The 15404-nt window shown below is 66.2% G+C and carries 15 protein-coding genes and 1 tRNA gene; 8 read left to right on the forward strand and 8 right to left on the reverse strand.

The features are described 5' to 3' along the window. Window positions 1-87: 87 nt before the first annotated feature. A complete protein-coding gene (locus tag AVKW3434_RS22340; RefSeq protein ID WP_284407571.1) occupies window positions 88-1197 on the forward strand; it encodes an ABC transporter substrate-binding protein in 1110 nt (369 codons plus the stop codon). A 62-nt stretch (window positions 1198-1259) separates the two neighbouring features. Here AVKW3434_RS22340 and AVKW3434_RS22345 read toward each other — a convergent pair whose 3' ends face one another. Further along, window positions 1260-2207: a LysR substrate-binding domain-containing protein gene (locus AVKW3434_RS22345; RefSeq protein WP_284407572.1), complete on the reverse strand. Its 948-nt coding sequence runs from the start codon at window positions 2205-2207 to the stop codon at window positions 1260-1262. Between the two features lie 119 nt (window positions 2208-2326). On the opposite strand from AVKW3434_RS22345, the gene AVKW3434_RS22350 reads away from it, so the two are divergent. The 7 genes from AVKW3434_RS22350 (at window position 2327) to AVKW3434_RS22380 (ending at window position 10148) form a co-directional block, all read left to right on the forward strand. After that, window positions 2327-3304: an ABC transporter permease gene (locus AVKW3434_RS22350; RefSeq protein ID WP_284407573.1), complete on the forward strand. Its 978-nt coding sequence runs from the start codon at window positions 2327-2329 to the stop codon at window positions 3302-3304. A 38-nt stretch (window positions 3305-3342) separates the two neighbouring features. Further along, the gene (locus tag AVKW3434_RS22355) at window positions 3343-4224 is read left to right on the forward strand and encodes an ABC transporter permease (protein ID WP_284407574.1); all 882 of its coding nucleotides are present in this window, start codon (window positions 3343-3345) and stop codon (window positions 4222-4224) included. Window positions 4225-4238: 14 nt separating this feature from the next. Then, a complete protein-coding gene (locus AVKW3434_RS22360) occupies window positions 4239-5228 on the forward strand; it encodes an ABC transporter ATP-binding protein (RefSeq protein ID WP_284407575.1) in 990 nt (329 codons plus the stop codon). Then, window positions 5225-6277, forward strand: a complete 1053-nt coding sequence (locus tag AVKW3434_RS22365; RefSeq protein ID WP_284407576.1) for an ABC transporter ATP-binding protein — start codon at window positions 5225-5227, stop codon at window positions 6275-6277. The genes AVKW3434_RS22360 and AVKW3434_RS22365 overlap by 4 nt, the downstream gene beginning before the upstream one ends. Further along, window positions 6274-7470: an acetylornithine deacetylase gene (gene argE / locus AVKW3434_RS22370; protein WP_284407577.1), complete on the forward strand. Its 1197-nt coding sequence runs from the start codon at window positions 6274-6276 to the stop codon at window positions 7468-7470. The genes AVKW3434_RS22365 and argE overlap by 4 nt, the downstream gene beginning before the upstream one ends. A 22-nt stretch (window positions 7471-7492) precedes the next feature. Beyond that, complete coding sequence (locus tag AVKW3434_RS22375) at window positions 7493-9124, forward strand: methyl-accepting chemotaxis protein (protein ID WP_284407578.1); 1632 nt, start codon at window positions 7493-7495, stop codon at window positions 9122-9124. A 115-nt stretch (window positions 9125-9239) separates the two neighbouring features. After that, entirely contained in the window at window positions 9240-10148 is a 909-nt protein-coding gene (locus tag AVKW3434_RS22380) for a glutaminase (RefSeq protein ID WP_284407579.1), read from the forward strand. 218 nt (window positions 10149-10366) lie between these two features. On the opposite strand, the gene AVKW3434_RS22385 is transcribed toward AVKW3434_RS22380, so the two are convergent. The 7 genes from AVKW3434_RS22385 to AVKW3434_RS22415 form a co-directional block, all read right to left on the reverse strand. After that, window positions 10367-10454: transfer RNA gene (locus AVKW3434_RS22385), tRNA-Ser, on the reverse strand. Between the two features lie 48 nt (window positions 10455-10502). Continuing rightward, window positions 10503-11159, reverse strand: a complete 657-nt coding sequence (gene ureG, locus AVKW3434_RS22390) for an urease accessory protein UreG (RefSeq protein WP_284407580.1) — start codon at window positions 11157-11159, stop codon at window positions 10503-10505. Then, complete coding sequence (locus tag AVKW3434_RS22395; protein ID WP_284407581.1) at window positions 11156-11896, reverse strand: urease accessory protein UreF; 741 nt, start codon at window positions 11894-11896, stop codon at window positions 11156-11158. The genes ureG and AVKW3434_RS22395 overlap by 4 nt, the downstream gene beginning before the upstream one ends. An 11-nt stretch (window positions 11897-11907) precedes the next feature. Continuing rightward, a complete protein-coding gene (gene ureE, locus AVKW3434_RS22400) occupies window positions 11908-12567 on the reverse strand; it encodes an urease accessory protein UreE (protein ID WP_284407582.1) in 660 nt (219 codons plus the stop codon). 8 nt (window positions 12568-12575) lie between these two features. Beyond that, the gene (ureC, locus tag AVKW3434_RS22405; protein ID WP_284407583.1) at window positions 12576-14318 is read right to left on the reverse strand and encodes an urease subunit alpha; all 1743 of its coding nucleotides are present in this window, start codon (window positions 14316-14318) and stop codon (window positions 12576-12578) included. A 50-nt stretch (window positions 14319-14368) separates the two neighbouring features. After that, on the reverse strand, window positions 14369-14701 hold the full coding sequence (locus AVKW3434_RS22410) for an urease subunit beta (protein WP_284407584.1): 333 nt from the start codon (window positions 14699-14701) through the stop codon (window positions 14369-14371). Window positions 14702-14749: 48 nt separating this feature from the next. Next, window positions 14750-15355, reverse strand: a complete 606-nt coding sequence (locus AVKW3434_RS22415; RefSeq protein WP_284407585.1) for a HupE/UreJ family protein — start codon at window positions 15353-15355, stop codon at window positions 14750-14752. Between the last annotated feature and the right edge of the window lie 49 nt (window positions 15356-15404).

Consider the following 15404-nt stretch of genomic DNA (forward strand, 5'->3'; position numbering starts at 1 on the left):
ATCGCGGCCGCGGCTGGATGGGCTTGTCGGGCCACCCACGGCCACACGCGCACCGGAGCAACCATGGACATTTTTCGAAGGCGGGTCATGACCGCCGGTCTCATTGCGGGACCGCTGGGAACGACCCTCTCATCCATGGCGTCGTCTCAGGAGGTCGTGTTTGGCCAATCAGCCCCGCTGACCGGTCCCTTTGCATCGCTGGGGGAGGGCTACCGAAACGGTGCGCTGCTGGCCTTCGACGAGGCCAACAAGTCGGGCGAACTGGGCGTGCGTCGTGTGCGTCTGGTCACGCTGGACGATGCCTATACCGTGAACAAGGCCGTCGTGAACGCCAAGGCCTTGATGGAAGAGCATCGCGTGACGTGCTTCTTCAATCACATGTTCACCAACACGGTCCGGGCGACCCTTCCGTTGGCGGTCGATGCGGGCATTCCCTTTGTGGGGGCCTATTCGGGACACCCCGACCTGTACCGCAACGACCAGCCGTTGCTCTTCATGACGCGCGCCAGCTTTGCGCAAGAGCTCCATCGAATCCTCGACTATTTGGTGTCCGTCGGCTACCAGCGCACGGCGTTGGTGTACTACGACAACGCGGTGGGCGAGGAACTCCGGCAGGAAGTGGAGTCAGGCCTGGTCCAACGGGGGAGACCACTTTTCGCCAGCGCGAAGATGCCCGTGGGCGGGAGCGCCGTGCCGGCAGCGAGGGGCACGGCGGACAAGGACATCGACGCGGTGGTACTGGGCGTATCGGGCAGCGACGCGGTCGCCTACTTGCGCATGCAGCAGGCCGGCGGACGTCGGCCCGCCTACTTTGCTCGCAGTCTCGTGGGAAGTGCCCAACTGCACCAGGAGCTCGGCGCCGATGCCGCCGGGATCATCATTTCCCAACTGGTTCCTTCGCCATTCAAGCCCACGCTGCCGGTCGCGCGTTCCTACCTGAGGCTGCTGGCGCAGCGCGATCCGAGGGCGCTTCCCACCTTTGTGGAACTCGAAGGGTTCATCAATGCGCGGCTGATGGTCACCGCCTTGCGCAAGATCGAGGGCGCCGTGTCCAGAGAGTCCTTGCTGCGGGCCCTGTCTGCCGTGGGACGGACGGAGATTGGCGGGTTTGCAGTCGACTTCGAAGGCAGCAATCGCAATGGCTCGCAGTACGTGGAGCTCACGATGCTGCGCAGGGACGGAACCTTCGCGCAATAGGCAGGGCGCATGAAAAGTGCCATGACGGCCTGCATGGCGTGCGCAAAGCCTGGGCTGCCGGCTCAGTACGTGTCGATAAAGACGGCGTCGTGGGCAATGCCAGGCCCGGCCAAGGCCGACCGCGTCTCCTGAGCCTCCTGCAAAAGCCACGAGCGGAACACGGCCAGCGCAGGGTCGTTTTGCCGACGCTCCGGCAGCACGAAGTAGTAGCCGTACCTGCTGGTGCAACCCAGCTGCAGTGGATTCACCAGTTCACCCCGGTGCAGTTCCTCCTGCGCGTACACGATGGGCACGAGCGCCATCCCCATTCCCGCAGTGGCTGCCTTGAGCATGGTCGAGTAGAACTCATAACGAATGAAATGGGTCTGCTGGGGCAAGGCGACGCCGTGCTCGCTGCAGAACTCATCCCACGCATAGGGCGTTTCGAAATGCTTGAACAAGGGGAAGTGCTTGATCGCGTCGAGCGATGTGAACGGCGTGCGCTCCAGCAGCGCTGGCGACGCGACCAGCACCATCCTGCGCCCGAACAAATAGTCGCTGATGCATCCGGGCCAGGCGCCCTCTCCGAACTGGAAAGCGCCGTCGGCCTCGGTCTCCTGCGCTCGGTCGCGCGATAGCAGGCTGGTGAACTGCACGTCCACGTCGGGATGGTTCTGCGCAAACCGCGAAAAGCGCGGCAGCAGCCATCGGTCGCCCAGGATGGCCAGGATGCGCAGGGTCAGCGACGACGGAGCCGTGCTGAGCGTGGACAGCTTGCCGGACGCTATCGCCAATTGCGTGAGGAGCGGGCGCACTTCATCCAGGTATATACGGCCCAGTTGCGTCAGCACGAGGCCCCGGTTCACGCGGACGAACAGCGTGACGCCCAGGCTTTCTTCAAGCGTCCTGATCTGCTTGCTCACCGCGCTCTGGGTGAGGAACAACTCGTCGGCTGCTCCGGTGAATGTCAGGTGCCGCGCGGCCGCCACAAAGGTGCGCAGTGCCGTGGTGGAGGGAATGACATTTCGCATCGGGGCACCTGTTTTTGCCGTCGCCAGGACGGCGAGGAATGGTCGAACGAATATAAGTCACTTCACTGTCACAGACAAGATTCGTAGCATCCGATGCATCTCTTTCACACAGGTGCGACATGTCTGTTTATCTGGTTCGAAGGCTCCTGCAGAGCGTTCTGGTGCTCGCGGTGATGTCGCTGTTGGTGTTCATCGGAGTGTTCGCCATCGGCAACCCTGTGGACATGCTCATCAGCCCTGAAGCAGACCAGGCAGAGATCGCTCGCGTGACCGCTGCAATGGGGCTGGACCAGCCCCTGTGGTCGCAATACCTGCATTTTTCCGGCCAGGCACTGAAGGGAGATTTGGGCACCTCTTTCGTGCACAACGTGTCCGCGATGGGGCTCATCCTGGAGCGCCTTCCCGCCACGTTGGAGCTCGCCGTCGTGGCGATGGGCCTGGCGGTGCTGATCGGGATTCCGTTGGGATTGTGGGCGGGCGTGCGGCCCCATTCGCTGGCTGGCAAATCGATCATGACGGGCTCGATCATCGGCTTCTCGCTGCCCACGTTCTGGGTCGGCCTGATGCTCATCATGGTGCTGTCGGTGTTGTGGGGGCTGCTGCCTTCCAGTGGCCGTGGGGCCACCGTCAACGTGGCGGGTGTGCCGCTGTCGATCTTCACGGCCGACGGCTGGAAGCACCTGTTGCTGCCCGCGCTCAACCTGGCTCTGTTCAAGCTCTCGCTGGTGATCCGCTTGACCAATGCGGGCACGCGTGAGGCGCTGCTGCAGGACTACGTGAAGTTCGCACGCGCCAAGGGCCTGCCGATGCGGCGCGTCATCGGCGTGCATGTGCTCAAGAACATCATGATTCCCATCGTCACCGTGGTGGGGCTGGAGTTCGGCTCCGTGATTGCGTTCTCGGTGGTGACGGAGTCGGTGTTTTCCTGGCCCGGCATCGGGAAGCTCCTCATCGAGTCCATCAATCTGCTGGACCGCCCCGTCGTGGTGGCCTACCTGCTGATCGTGGTGACGATGTTCATCGCCATCAACCTGGTGGTGGACATCCTGTACTCGGTGCTCGACCCCCGCGTGCGCCTGGCGGATTCCGCCAAGTAGTTGCCGGATTGCGCAACCCCTGTCCCAGAAAGCCTCCCATGAACTCCTCATTTCAGCAGCTGCTGCATACCTTCGCGCGCAGTCGCATCGCGCTCGCCGGCTTCACCCTTTTGGCTGCCATGCTGCTGTGCGCATTGCTCGCGCCGTGGATCACGCCCCAGATGCCATACGACCTGTCGCAGCTCAACCTCCAGGATGCGCGCCAGCCGCCCGGGGGAGCATGGTCTGAAAAGCCGGGGCACACCTATGTCCTCGGCACGGACGACCAGGGCCGCGACATGGTGTCCGCCATCGCCTTCGGCCTTCGCATCAGCCTCTTCGTCGGGATCGTCAGCACCTTGATCGCGCTGCTGATCGGCGCCGTCCTGGGGCTCATTGCAGGGTACGCAGGGGGGCGCACGGAGACCGTGATCATGCGCATCGCGGACATCCAGCTATCGTTTCCTGCCATCCTCATCGCGCTCATCCTGCTGGCGGCGTTGGGGCAGGGCGTCTGGAAGATCATCGCCGCCCTGGTGGCCGTGCAGTGGGCCTACTACGCACGCACCACGCGCAGCGCAGCCCTGGTCGAACGCAGGAAGGAATACGTCGAAGCGGCCATTCTCCAGGGCCTCTCGCGCACCCGCATCGTGCTGCGGCACCTGCTGCCCAACTGCCTTCCTCCACTCATCGTGGTCGCGGCGCTCCAGGTGGCGGGAGCCATCTCGCTGGAGGCAACCCTGTCCTTCCTTGGCATCGGGTTGCCGATCACGGAGCCCTCGTTGGGGCTGCTGATCGCCAATGGCTTTCAGCACATGCTGTCCGGCAAATACTGGATCAGCCTGTTCCCGGGACTGGCCCTGGTGGCGCTCATCGTCAGTATCAATCTGGTCGCCGATCAGCTCAGAGACGTTCTCAACCCCCGTCTGCAACAGAACTAGAAAGGATTGCGATGATGATGTTCAGCCCAACCATTCCCACGTTGGAGGTGGAAGACCTCAAGACCTACTTCTTCACCGAAGCGGGCGTCGCCAAGGCGGTCGATGGCGTGAGCTTTTCCATTGCTCCCGGCCAGGTCATGGGCCTGGTGGGAGAGTCGGGATCGGGGAAGTCCATGACAGGCTATTCGATCGTCGGGCTCATCGACAAGCCCGGTGAGATCGTTGGCGGCAAGGTCCTGTTCAAGGGACAGGACCTGCGCACCCTGCCGCAGGACCAGTTGCGAAAGCTGCGCGGCAAGAGCATCGCGATGATCTTCCAGGACCCGATGATGACCCTCAACCCGGTGCTCACGGTCGGCACCCAGATGGTGGAAACCGTGCTGGCGCACGAGCGCATCAGCCGGGAGGGGGCGCGGCAACGCGCCTGCGAGGCCCTGGCGCGCGTTGGCATCGCTTCGCCCCATGAGCGGCTGGCCGCGTATCCCCACCAGTTCTCGGGCGGCATGCGGCAGCGCGTGGCCATCGCGATCGCCTTGTTGCACAAGCCCGATCTGATCATTGCGGACGAGCCGACCACCGCGCTGGACGTCACCATCCAGGCGCAGATCCTGTGCGAGATGCAAAAGCTCTGCAGGGAGTCCGGGACATCGCTCATCTGGATCACCCACGATCTCTCCGTGGTGGCGGGCCTGGCGGACACGGTCTCGGTGATGTACACCGGAAAGATCGTCGAGTTCGGAACCGTCCAGGACGTGCTGCTGCGTCCGATGCACCCGTACACGCGCGGCTTGATCAACTCGCTGCCGTCGCGCAATCCAAGGGGTGCTCCCTTGCGCCAGATCGACGGGTCGGCGCCGCCTTTGCTGTCGCTTCCCAAAGGATGCACTTTCCGCGAGCGCTGTCCCGCGGCCGGGGCGGAGTGCACTTTGCCTCCCCCGGTCCGCAAGCTGAACCAATCCACGGTGAGCTGCTGGTCCCCCTTCACTGCGCAGGTGATGTCATGAGCATTCTTTCCCCTTCTGAAATCGGCCTCGCGCCGGTGTCCGGCGCGCTGGCCAAGCCGCCGTTGCTGGAGTTGAAGAACATCAGCAAAAGGTTCTCTCCACCCTCGGACATCGCGCAACGCATCGCGATGCGCATGGGCCTGGCCAAGCCGGTGCCCACGGTGCATGCGGTCAACGACGTGTCGCTGGCCGTACGCGCCGGAGAGGTCGTGGGGCTGGTGGGTGAATCGGGTTGCGGCAAGTCCACGCTCGGGCGACTGGCAGTCGGTTTGTATTCGCCGTCGGAGGGCACCAGGTCCTGGCAGGGGCGTCCGATGGACACCCTGTCCGCGCAGGAGCACCGGCGCGCGCGCCTGGACATCCAGATGGTGTTTCAGGACCCCTATGCCAGCCTCAATCCGCGGATGCGGGTGCAAGACCTGGTGGGCGAAGCGGCCCGTGTGCACGGTCTCGTGTCGCGCGGGCAGCAACGGGAGATGGTGTCCGCGCTCCTGGAGAAGGTGGGCTTGCCGACGACGGTGCTGCGCCGCTTTCCCCATCAGTTCTCCGGCGGGCAGAGGGCACGCGTGGGTATCGCACGCGCTCTGGCCCTTCAGCCCAAGTTCCTCGTGTGCGACGAGGCGGTGGCTGCACTCGATGTGTCCATCCAGGCCCAGGTGATCAATCTCTTCATGAAGCTGCGAGAAGAGTTGAACTTGACGTACCTGTTCATCAGCCACGATCTCAGCGTGGTGCGGCACATCAGCGACCGGGTGGTGATCATGTACCTGGGCCGGGTGGTGGAGGAGGCCCCGGTGGAGGCCTTGTTCAGCCGCCCCAACCACCCCTACTCGCAAGCCCTGCTGGCTGAGACGCCAACGCTGGAAGTGCGCAAGAAGACCTTCGTCGCCGTGCAGGGCGAGATTCCTTCGCCGCTAGCGCCTCCGTCGGGCTGCCACTTCCATCCCCGTTGCCCCCATGCGGTCGCACGGTGCAAGGTGGAGCAGCCCGTGCTGCGGGCCATCGACACCGCGCACCGTTCCGCCTGCCATCTGAATGATCTGAAATGAACGACCGCATCCCCATGCCGAGCCTGGCAACCCTCGATATGGCCAGGACCCTCATCGGCTTCGACACCACGAGCCGCGAATCCAACCTGGGGCTCATCGAATGGGTCCGGGATGAATTGCGCCACCTGGGCGTGGCCACGCGGCTGACGTACGACGCGGGCCGCACCAAGGCCAACCTGTTCGCGACGCTGGGCGAGGAGGGGCCGTCGGGCGGCATCGTGCTGTCCGGTCACACCGACGTCGTGCCGGTGGATGGGCAGGACTGGCTGACCGATCCGTTCAAAGCAGAGATCGCAAACGGCCGCCTTTTCGGGCGGGGCAGTTGCGACATGAAGGGCTTCATTGCGTGCGCCCTTGCCGCTGCACCGCAGATGCTTTCGCGCCAACTGGCGCGGCCACTGCACCTGGCGCTCTCGTACGACGAAGAGGTGGGTTGCATCGGCGTGCGCGGGCTGCTGGCAGACCTCGCAGACCAGGGCATCCGGCCCGCCGCCTGCGTGGTGGGCGAGCCCACGCTGATGCAATTGGTCATTGCGCACAAGGGCTACCGCTCCATGCGGTGCTGCCTGCAGGGCCGGGAGGCCCATTCTTCCCTCACCCCCAGCGGCCTCAACGCCATCGAGTACGGTGCCCAGATCATCGTGCAGCTGCAGAAGATGGCCGAAAAGGAAGAAAAGTACGGCCACCGCGATGGCGACTTCAACGTTCCGTTTTCAACGCTCAATTGCGGCACCATCCAGGGCGGCATCGCGCCCAATGTGGTGGCGAAGGACTGCGAATTTTCCGTGGAACTGCGCTACCTGCCCGATGGCAGCGGCGAGCGGCTGCTCGACGACCTGAAGGCCTTTGCCGAAACGCAGGTGCTCACGCAGATGCGCGCACGCTATCCCTCGGCCACGCTGCGCTGGACCACCCTGAGCGACACACCGGGATTGAGCATGTCGCCCTCGTCGCCCTTCGTGCAGTGGCTGCGCGGGCTGTCGGGCAACCCGTCCCGGCTGGGGCGCGTGGCCTACAGCACAGAGGCGGGCCTGTTCCAGCGCGCGGGAATCCCGACGGTGATCTGTGGCCCGGGCAGCATCGAGCAGGCCCACCGCCCCAATGAATACGTCGAGCTGAGCCAGCTCGCCGCGTGCGAGGACTTCCTGCAAACGATCGCATTGCATGCGGGCGATTGCCCGCCTGGGCACTGACTGCGGCCACCGAGGTACCTCCATGAAATTCCCTCTGGCGCTTTCCATCGGCCAACGCATGGCGCTTGGTTTCGTGTTCGTGCTCGGCCTGTTGATCGCGGTGGCGGGCTTGCACGTCGTGGAGTCGCGTGCCACGGGCTCGCGGCTGCGGACCATCGTGGAAAACAACAACCCCAAGAGCAGCCTGGCGCAGTCGATGCTCAACCACATCAACGAACTGGCCGTGCAGGCGCGCACCATCACGCTCCTGACCGATACCAAGGACATCGCGCTCGAGGTGCAGGCGCTCGAAGCCGCCCTGGCCGCCTACGGCCGGATCGAAACGCATCTGGAGGGCCGGATCGGCGAATCGTCGATGTCGCCGCAGGAAGATGTGCTGCTGCGGGAAATCGCCCAAGCCGCTCGCGCAACCGTACCCCTGGTGCGGCGCGCCGCCAAGGAAGGGCAGGAGGGCGCCAACATCGAAGCCACGATGACCTTGATGGAAAAAGTGCGGCCCCAGGAAGCGGTGTGGCGGCGCAAGGTGGCAGAGCTGGTGGCCCTGGAGGAAGAGCTCAATCGGTCGGGGTACGAGCAGGCCCAGGCCGCACAGTCGCGGGCTGGCTGGCTCATGGGCGGGCTGGTGGTGCTGGCCCTCGTGGTCGGTGCGCTGGTGGCTTGGCGCATCACCCGCAGCGTGACGCGCCCGGTGGCGAAGGTGGTTGCAGTGGCTGAGCGCATCGCCCAGGGAGACCTCACCTCCGCCATCGAACTCGATGCGCGGGATGAGATCGGGCGCCTTTTGCTGGCGATCCTGTCGATGCAGGATCGGCTTCGCGACCTGGTCGGGCAGATCCGCGTGTCGGTGGATTCCATCGAGATCGCGAGCAAGGAAGTGGCCGACGGCAACATGGACCTTTCGCGCCGCACCGAAACAACCGCGTCGAGCCTGCAGCAGACGGCCGCCTCCATGGCGCACCTCATGGGCACGGTGCAGCAGAACGCACAGGCAGCGGGGCATGCGAACCAACTGGCGTCCGATGCTTCCCAGGTCGCGTTGCGGGGTGGGGCGGTGGTCAGCCAGGTGGTTGCAACCATGCAGGAGATCCATGAGAGCTCGCGCAGGATTGCGGACATCATCGGCGTGATTGACGGTATCGCCTTCCAGACCAACATCCTGGCGCTCAACGCGGCCGTGGAAGCCGCACGGGCCGGCGAGCAAGGCCGGGGATTTGCGGTGGTGGCATCCGAAGTGAGAACGCTTGCCCAGCGAAGCGCCCAGGCTGCGAAGGAAATCAAGTCCCTGATCGGAAGCTCGGTGGACCGCGTCGGGGTCGGCGGGCGGCTCGTCGGCGAAGCCGGCGCCACCATGACCGACATCGTGGAAAGCGTACAACGCTTCACCAACATCATGCGGGAGATCTCCAGCGCGGCGCATGAACAATCGAGCGGGATTGGCGAAATCAACCGGGCGATCACCCAGCTGGACCACATGACCCAGCAAAACGCCGCCCTGGTCGAAGAATCCTCGGCGACCGCAGCGGGCCTGAGAGGGCAGGCCCAGGCGCTGTCGCGCACGGTGACGGTGTTCAAACTCGAGCCTGGCGTTCTTCCCGTGGCCCTGGCGCCCCCGTATCCACCCCCTGCGCTGAACCGCCTCACCCTGGCGCCTTGAGCGGCGGGACAGTCCGGACCTGCGGGGCCCGCCACCGCGCGCTTATCCGTCTGCGCAATGCCTGCCGGTGTGGGGGCTTTGCACCGGGGGGCGCCGCACTTTTCAAATTGTCCGAATGCAGAATCTTCTCGAGCGCATCGCCAGCGCGGTGCGTCCATTGGCCCGCACGGGCCGCGTGGCCAGCTACATCCCCGGTTTGGCCGATGTAGAACCTTCGCAGTTCGGCATCGCCATTGCCACGCTGGAGGGCGACATCTACGCAGCCGGCGACTCTGACCAGCCATTCTCGATCCAGAGCATTTCCAAGGTGTTTGCGCTCACCCTGGCGATGCGTCTGAAGGACGATGAACTCTGGGCGCGTGTGGGGAGACTGCCTAGTTCGAACCAGTTCAATTCGCTCATCGAACTGGAACTGGAGGAAGGCAAGCCGCGCAACCCGTTTCTCAATCCCGGGGCGCTGGCGGTGTCCGACATGCTCAGCAGCCGCAACACCCAGATGGAACTGGCCGTGCTGTCGCTCCTGCGCGATCTTTCGGGCAATGCGGCGCTGCAGTACGACCTCGATGTGGCAAGGGGCGAGTTCGCCTGCGCGCACAGGAACCTGGCGGCCGCGCACCTGATGAAGAGTTTTGGCAATTTCCGCAACCCGGTCGAGGACGTCGTGAAGGCGTATTGCGCCCAATGCGCGATCGCAGCCAGCTGCAAGGACCTGGCGGTGGCCGCGCTGTTTCTTGCCAATGGCGGTGCTGACCTGCGCATGCGCAAGGTCCTGGAAGCCCGCCAGGCGCAGCAGGTGTGCGCGCTCATGATGAGCAGCGGGACCTACGAAGCCTCCGGTGAAACCGCCTTCAGCATAGGGTTGCCGATCAAGAGCGGAGTCGGTGGTGGCGTCCTCGCCGTGATTCCCCGGTTTGGCACGGTGTGCTCCTGGTCGCCGCCATTGGACGAGAAGGGGAACTCTGTCGCCGGGTTGAAAGCCATCGAGCTCGTTGCTGCCGAACTGGACAGAACGGTTTTTTCATGAAGAGAACCGCAAGCCAACGGGTTGAACCTTCGCTTGGTTCATCCCTGCGCCATGGATGGCGAGCTGCATCGCACCGGCCGTGCCAGACCATGTTTGATCCGATCACCCTACGAAGATGAGTGGTCCCTCACCAGGCCGTTGACCTTGAAGTTTGCACCCGCGCGCTGAGTGCAAGTCATGCTTCAAGTCCCAATGCATGGGGTGCTGCTTTTTCGTTGTGGCGGAGACTGTGAGATTCGAACTCACGGACGGTTGCCCGTCGGCAGTTTTCAAGACTGCTGGTTTAAACCGCTCACCCAAGTCTCCGCAAACTGGCGCGTATTCTAGCCGGCCTCTAAACCCCGCCCCCGCGCATCAGGTCGCCTGCAGCAGGCCTTTCTTTTCGATGAAGGCCACCACCTCGTCCAGTCCCTGCAGGGTCTTCAAATTGGTCATCACGAAGGGCTTGGTGCCGCGCATGCGCGTGGTGTCGGCGGCCATCACGTCCAGGTTGGCGCCCACGTGCGGGGCCAGGTCGGTCTTGTTGATGACGAACAGGTCGCTCTTGGTGATGCCGGGGCCGCCCTTGCGGGGGATCTTCTCGCCCGCGGCCACGTCGATCACGTAGAGCGTGAGGTCGCTCAACTCGGGGCTGAACGTGGCCGCGAGGTTGTCGCCGCCGCTTTCGATGAAGACCACGTCGGCGTTCGGAAACTGCGCCAGCATGCGGTCGATGGCCTCCAGGTTGATGGAGGCGTCTTCGCGGATGGCGGTGTGGGGGCAGCCGCCGGTTTCGACGCCCAGGATGCGTTCCGCGGGCAGGGCGCCGCTCACCGTCAGCAGGCGCTGGTCTTCCTTGGTGTAGATGTCGTTGGTGATGGCGATGAGGTCGTGCTTGTCGCGCATGGCCTTGCACAGCATTTCCAGCAGGGTGGTCTTGCCCGAGCCGACGGGGCCGCCGATGCCCACGCGCAGCGGGGGCAGGGGCTTGGTGCGGTGGGGGATGTGGTGCAGCGCGGTGGTGGTGTTCATGATCGGAAGAGGCGGGAGTATTGGGTTTCATGCTGCGCCGACAGGATGGCGAGCATGGGCGAGAAGGCCTGGCGGTCCGCGTCGCCGGTGTGCAGCGCGGCATCGGCGGCGGCCGGAATGGCGGCGGCCAGTCGGGCCAGGATGCGCTGGCCCGCGCTCTGGCCCAGGGGCACGGCCTTGAGCGCGGCCTGCACCATGTTCTCAGCCCAGCCGAAGGTGTAGGCCAGCAGCACGTCGCGCGCGCCGGCTTCGGTGCCGGCGGCGGCCAGGGCGAAGGCGACAGGGTAGGTGGGGGTGGGCGGCAGGGCGGCGAGCGCGGCCACGTCGTGCAGCCGGGCGGCGTCGCCCGCGTGCTGGTTGCGCAGCCAGTCGGCGAGCGACCGGCCCATCTGCTCGGTCTGCAGGCGCATTTCGCTGGTCTCGCGCGTTTGCAGCACCCAGTCGTTCAATTGGCGCACGCGGGCGTGGTCGGCGGCGCGCCAGGCGGCCAGGGCCTGCTGCAGCACGGCCATGTCGCCGCGCGCCTGGGTGAGCTGCAGTTGCGCGGCCAGCCATTCGGCGGCGGCGGCTTCGGTGGTGACGCCGGCGCGCTCCACCGCCACTTCCAGCCCTTCGGAGTACGAGAACCCGCCCACCGGCAGCGCCGGCGAGGCCAGCCAGATGAGCTGCAGCAGGCTGGCGGCGGGCAGGGCCGTGGGGGCTTGGGGGGGAGGTGCGTTGCAGTCGGGGGCCGTCATCCCGGCGTCAATCAATGGTTGTGGTGCGGGTGATCGCACTTCGCATGGTCATGGTCGTGGCCATGGGCGTGCGCATCGCCGTGATCGTGGCCATGGCTTGCATGGCGGTGCCCATGGTCATGCCCATCGCCGTGCGCGGGGCCGGCGGCGTCGTGCGAAGGGGCTGCATGGTCGTGGCCATGGTCATGGCCGTGGTGCCCGTGCCCATGGTGCCCGCCCGCCGCATAGGCGCCGCCCTCGGGCTCGAAGGGGGCATCGATGGCGTTCACGATCAGGTGCATGGCGCGCAGCATGTCGGCCAGCACGTGGTCGGGCTCGATCTGCAGGTGGGTGGGCGTGAGTTCGATGGGCACGTGCCGGTTGCCCAGGTGGTAGGCGGCGCGGGTCAGATCGAAGGGGGTGCCGTGGTGGGCGCAATGGGTGATGCGCAGCACCGCCTGGGGCGCGGCGATCACGCGGACCAGGGCGCCGTCCTCGGCCACCAGCACGTCGCCGCCGCGCACGGCGGTGCCCCGGGGCAGGAAGATGCCCAGTTCCCGCCCGGTGGAGTCGGTGGCGGCGAAGCGGCTTTTCTGGCGCGTGTCCCAGTCGAGTTCGAGGGTGGCGGCGCGCTTGACGAGCACGGGCGCGAGGCCCTTGCCCTGGGCGATGAGTTTGGAGACTTGAAGCATGCGTGCGATCAGAACAGAAAGTAGCGTTGCGCCATGGGCAGCACGGTCGCGGGCTCGCAGGTGAGCAGTTGGCCGTCGGCGCGCACGGTGTAGGTCTGCGCGTCGATCTCCATGCGCGGCGTGTAGTGGTTGTGCACCATGTGCTGCTTGCGCACGCTGCGCACGCCGCGCACGGCGCTGAGTTGCTTGGCCAGGCCGAAGCGCTCGCCGATGCCCGCGGCCAGTCCGGCCTGCGACACGAAGGTGAGCGAGGTGCGGGCCAGCGCACCGCCGAAGGCGCCGAACATGGGCCGGTAGTGCACGGGCTGCGGCGTGGGGATGGAGGCGTTGGGGTCGCCCATGGCGGCCATGGCGATGAAGCCGCCCTTCAGGATCATGGCGGGCTTGACGCCAAAGAAGGCGGGCTTCCAGATCACGATGTCGGCCCACTTGCCCACCTCCAGGCTGCCCACCTCGTGGCTGATGCCGTGGGCGATGGCGGGGTTGATGGTGTACTTGGCCACGTAGCGCTTGATGCGCGTGTTGTCGTTGCGCGCGGTGTCGCCGTCCAGCGTGCCGCGCTGGGCCTTCATCTTGTGGGCCGTCTGCCAGGTGCGCAGGATGACCTCGCCCACGCGGCCCATGGCCTGGCTGTCGCTGCTCATCATGCTGATGGCGCCCAGGTCGTGCAGCACGTCTTCGGCCGCGATGGTTTCCTTGCGGATGCGGCTCTCCGCGAAGGCCAGGTCTTCGGCGATGGAGGCGTCCAGGTGGTGGCACACCATCAGCATGTCCACATGCTCGTCCAGCGTGTTCACCGTGTAGGGCATGGTGGGGTTGGTGGAAGACGGCAGGAAGTTCGCCTCGCCCACCACGCGCAGGATGTCGGGCGCATGCCCGCCGCCTGCGCCTTCGGTGTGGAAGGCGCAGATGCCGCGGCCCGCCACGGCGGCGATGGTGTTCTCGACGAAGCCGCTCTCGTTGAGCGTGTCGGAGTGGATGGCGACCTGCGTGTCGGTGGCGTCGGCCACGTCCAGGCAGTTGCTGATGGCCGCCGGCGTGGTGCCCCAGTCCTCGTGCAGCTTGAGGCCGATCACGCCCGCGTCGATCTGCTCGTGCAGCGCGTCGGGCAGGCTGGCGTTGCCCTTGCCGAGAAAGCCGAGGTTCATGGGAAAGGCGTCGGCCGCCTGCAGCATGCGCTCGATGTTCCAGGGGCCCGAGGTGCAGGTGGTGGCCAGCGTGCCGGTGGCCGGGCCGGTGCCGCCGCCCAGCATGGTGGTGACGCCGGAGGCCAGGGCCTCTTCGATCTGCTGCGGGCAGATGAAGTGGATGTGGCTGTCGATGCCGCCCGCCGTGACGATGTTGCCCTCGCAGCTGATGATCTCGGTGCCGGGGCCGATGACGATGTCCACGCCGGGCTGCGTGTCGGGGTTGCCGGCCTTGCCGATGGCTGCGATGCGCCCGCCCTTCAGGCCGATGTCGGCCTTGACGATGCCCCAGTGGTCCAGGATGAGCGCGTTGGTCAGCACCGTGTCCATGGCGCCCCCGGCCGTGGGGCCGGTGCCCTGGCCGTCGCGCGTGCGCTGGCCCTGCGCCATGCCGTCGCGGATGGTCTTGCCGCCGCCGAACTTCACCTCTTCGCCATAGGCGCCGGCGCGCAGCGTGTAGTCCTGCTCCACCTCGGCGATGAGCCCGGTGTCGGCCAGGCGCACGCGGTCTCCGACGGTGGGGCCGAACATCTCGGCATAGGCGCGTTTGGACACAGTGGCCATGGGAATGCTCTCCAGCTCTCGGGCGGTTCGAAAAGGGATGGGGTCGGTGTTCAGGCGGCGGCCGGGGCCGGCGGGTCGCCCAGCGGCCCCTGCGTGAGGCCCCGAAAGCCATACACCGTGCGGTCGCCCGCGTAGTCCACCAGCTCCACGGTGCGCTGCTGGCCGGGCTCGAAGCGCACGGCCGTGCCGCTGGCGATGTTCAGCCGCATGCCGCGCGCGGCGTCGCGGTCGAAGCCGAGCGCGCCGTTGGTCTCGGCGAAGTGGTAGTGCGAGCCGACCTGGATCGGCCGGTCGGCGGTGTTGCGCACCACCAGGGTGAGGGTGCGGCGGCCGGTGTTGAGCGCGTGCTCGCCGTCGTCGATGAGGAGTTCGCCGGGGATCATGGGGTGGGCTCGCAGTGGGATGGTGCAGTGGTCGATGCGTTGGGCCGCTCAGGCCATGCGCACGAGCAGCGTAGCGCCCAGCAGCGCGGTCGAGGCGCCCGCCGCCACGGCCAGCCAGCGGTGGCGCGCCACCACGGCATGGCCCAGGGCGATGCCGGCGGCGTGCAGCGCGGCGGTGGAGATCACCATGCCGGCCAGGGCCAGCCACTGGCCGCTGCCGCCCAGTTCGGTGCCGTGCGCCGCGCCATGGAAGAACGCGAACGCACCCGCCAGCCCCGCAGCCAGCGGCAGGGCCAACTGGCGGCGCCAGGCGACCAGCAGGCCCAGCACCAGCAGCGAGGCGGCGATCATCGGCTCCACCGCCGGCACCGCCACGCCCAGGAAGCCGGCCATGGCCCCTGCCACCAGCAGCGCCACGAAGGCGGCGGGCGCCAGCCACACGGGGCGCACGGCCAGTGCGCTCCACACGCCCACGGCCAGCATGGCGGCCAGGTGGTCCAGGCCGGTGAACGGGTGGACCAGGCCGTCGAGGAAGCCGGCGTCGGCATGCAGCGCGTCCTCCGCGCCATGGCCCGGGTGGGCGAAGGCGAGGGCGGGCAACAGCAGCAGCGCGGCGGCGGAGACGAAGGAACGGGTATTTGCTTCTTTTTTCATAGCATCAAGGGCAATGGGTACTAGGGCATGAAAGGGATTTGGTTCAAAA

The organism is Acidovorax sp. SUPP3434 (assembly GCF_030159015.1).
Lineage (GTDB): Bacteria > Pseudomonadota > Gammaproteobacteria > Burkholderiales > Burkholderiaceae_C > Paracidovorax.

Bases quoted from the DNA above. Each gene is read 5' to 3' on its own strand.
- AVKW3434_RS22340 (WP_284407571.1), top strand. From the start codon at position 88: ATGACCGCCGGTCTCATTGCGGGACCGCTGGGAACGACCCTCTCATCC.
- AVKW3434_RS22345 (WP_284407572.1), bottom strand. From the start codon at position 2,207: ATGCGAAATGTCATTCCCTCCACCACGGCACTGCGCACCTTTGTGGCG.
- AVKW3434_RS22350 (WP_284407573.1), top strand. From the start codon at position 2,327: ATGTCTGTTTATCTGGTTCGAAGGCTCCTGCAGAGCGTTCTGGTGCTC.
- AVKW3434_RS22355 (WP_284407574.1), top strand. From the start codon at position 3,343: ATGAACTCCTCATTTCAGCAGCTGCTGCATACCTTCGCGCGCAGTCGC.
- AVKW3434_RS22360 (WP_284407575.1), top strand. From the start codon at position 4,239: ATGATGTTCAGCCCAACCATTCCCACGTTGGAGGTGGAAGACCTCAAG.
- AVKW3434_RS22365 (WP_284407576.1), top strand. From the start codon at position 5,225: ATGAGCATTCTTTCCCCTTCTGAAATCGGCCTCGCGCCGGTGTCCGGC.
- argE (WP_284407577.1), top strand. From the start codon at position 6,274: ATGAACGACCGCATCCCCATGCCGAGCCTGGCAACCCTCGATATGGCC.
- AVKW3434_RS22375 (WP_284407578.1), top strand. From the start codon at position 7,493: ATGAAATTCCCTCTGGCGCTTTCCATCGGCCAACGCATGGCGCTTGGT.
- AVKW3434_RS22380 (WP_284407579.1), top strand. From the start codon at position 9,240: ATGCAGAATCTTCTCGAGCGCATCGCCAGCGCGGTGCGTCCATTGGCC.
- ureG (WP_284407580.1), bottom strand. From the start codon at position 11,159: ATGAACACCACCACCGCGCTGCACCACATCCCCCACCGCACCAAGCCC.
- AVKW3434_RS22395 (WP_284407581.1), bottom strand. From the start codon at position 11,896: ATGACGGCCCCCGACTGCAACGCACCTCCCCCCCAAGCCCCCACGGCC.
- ureE (WP_284407582.1), bottom strand. From the start codon at position 12,567: ATGCTTCAAGTCTCCAAACTCATCGCCCAGGGCAAGGGCCTCGCGCCC.
- ureC (WP_284407583.1), bottom strand. From the start codon at position 14,318: ATGGCCACTGTGTCCAAACGCGCCTATGCCGAGATGTTCGGCCCCACC.
- AVKW3434_RS22410 (WP_284407584.1), bottom strand. From the start codon at position 14,701: ATGATCCCCGGCGAACTCCTCATCGACGACGGCGAGCACGCGCTCAAC.
- AVKW3434_RS22415 (WP_284407585.1), bottom strand. From the start codon at position 15,355: ATGAAAAAAGAAGCAAATACCCGTTCCTTCGTCTCCGCCGCCGCGCTG.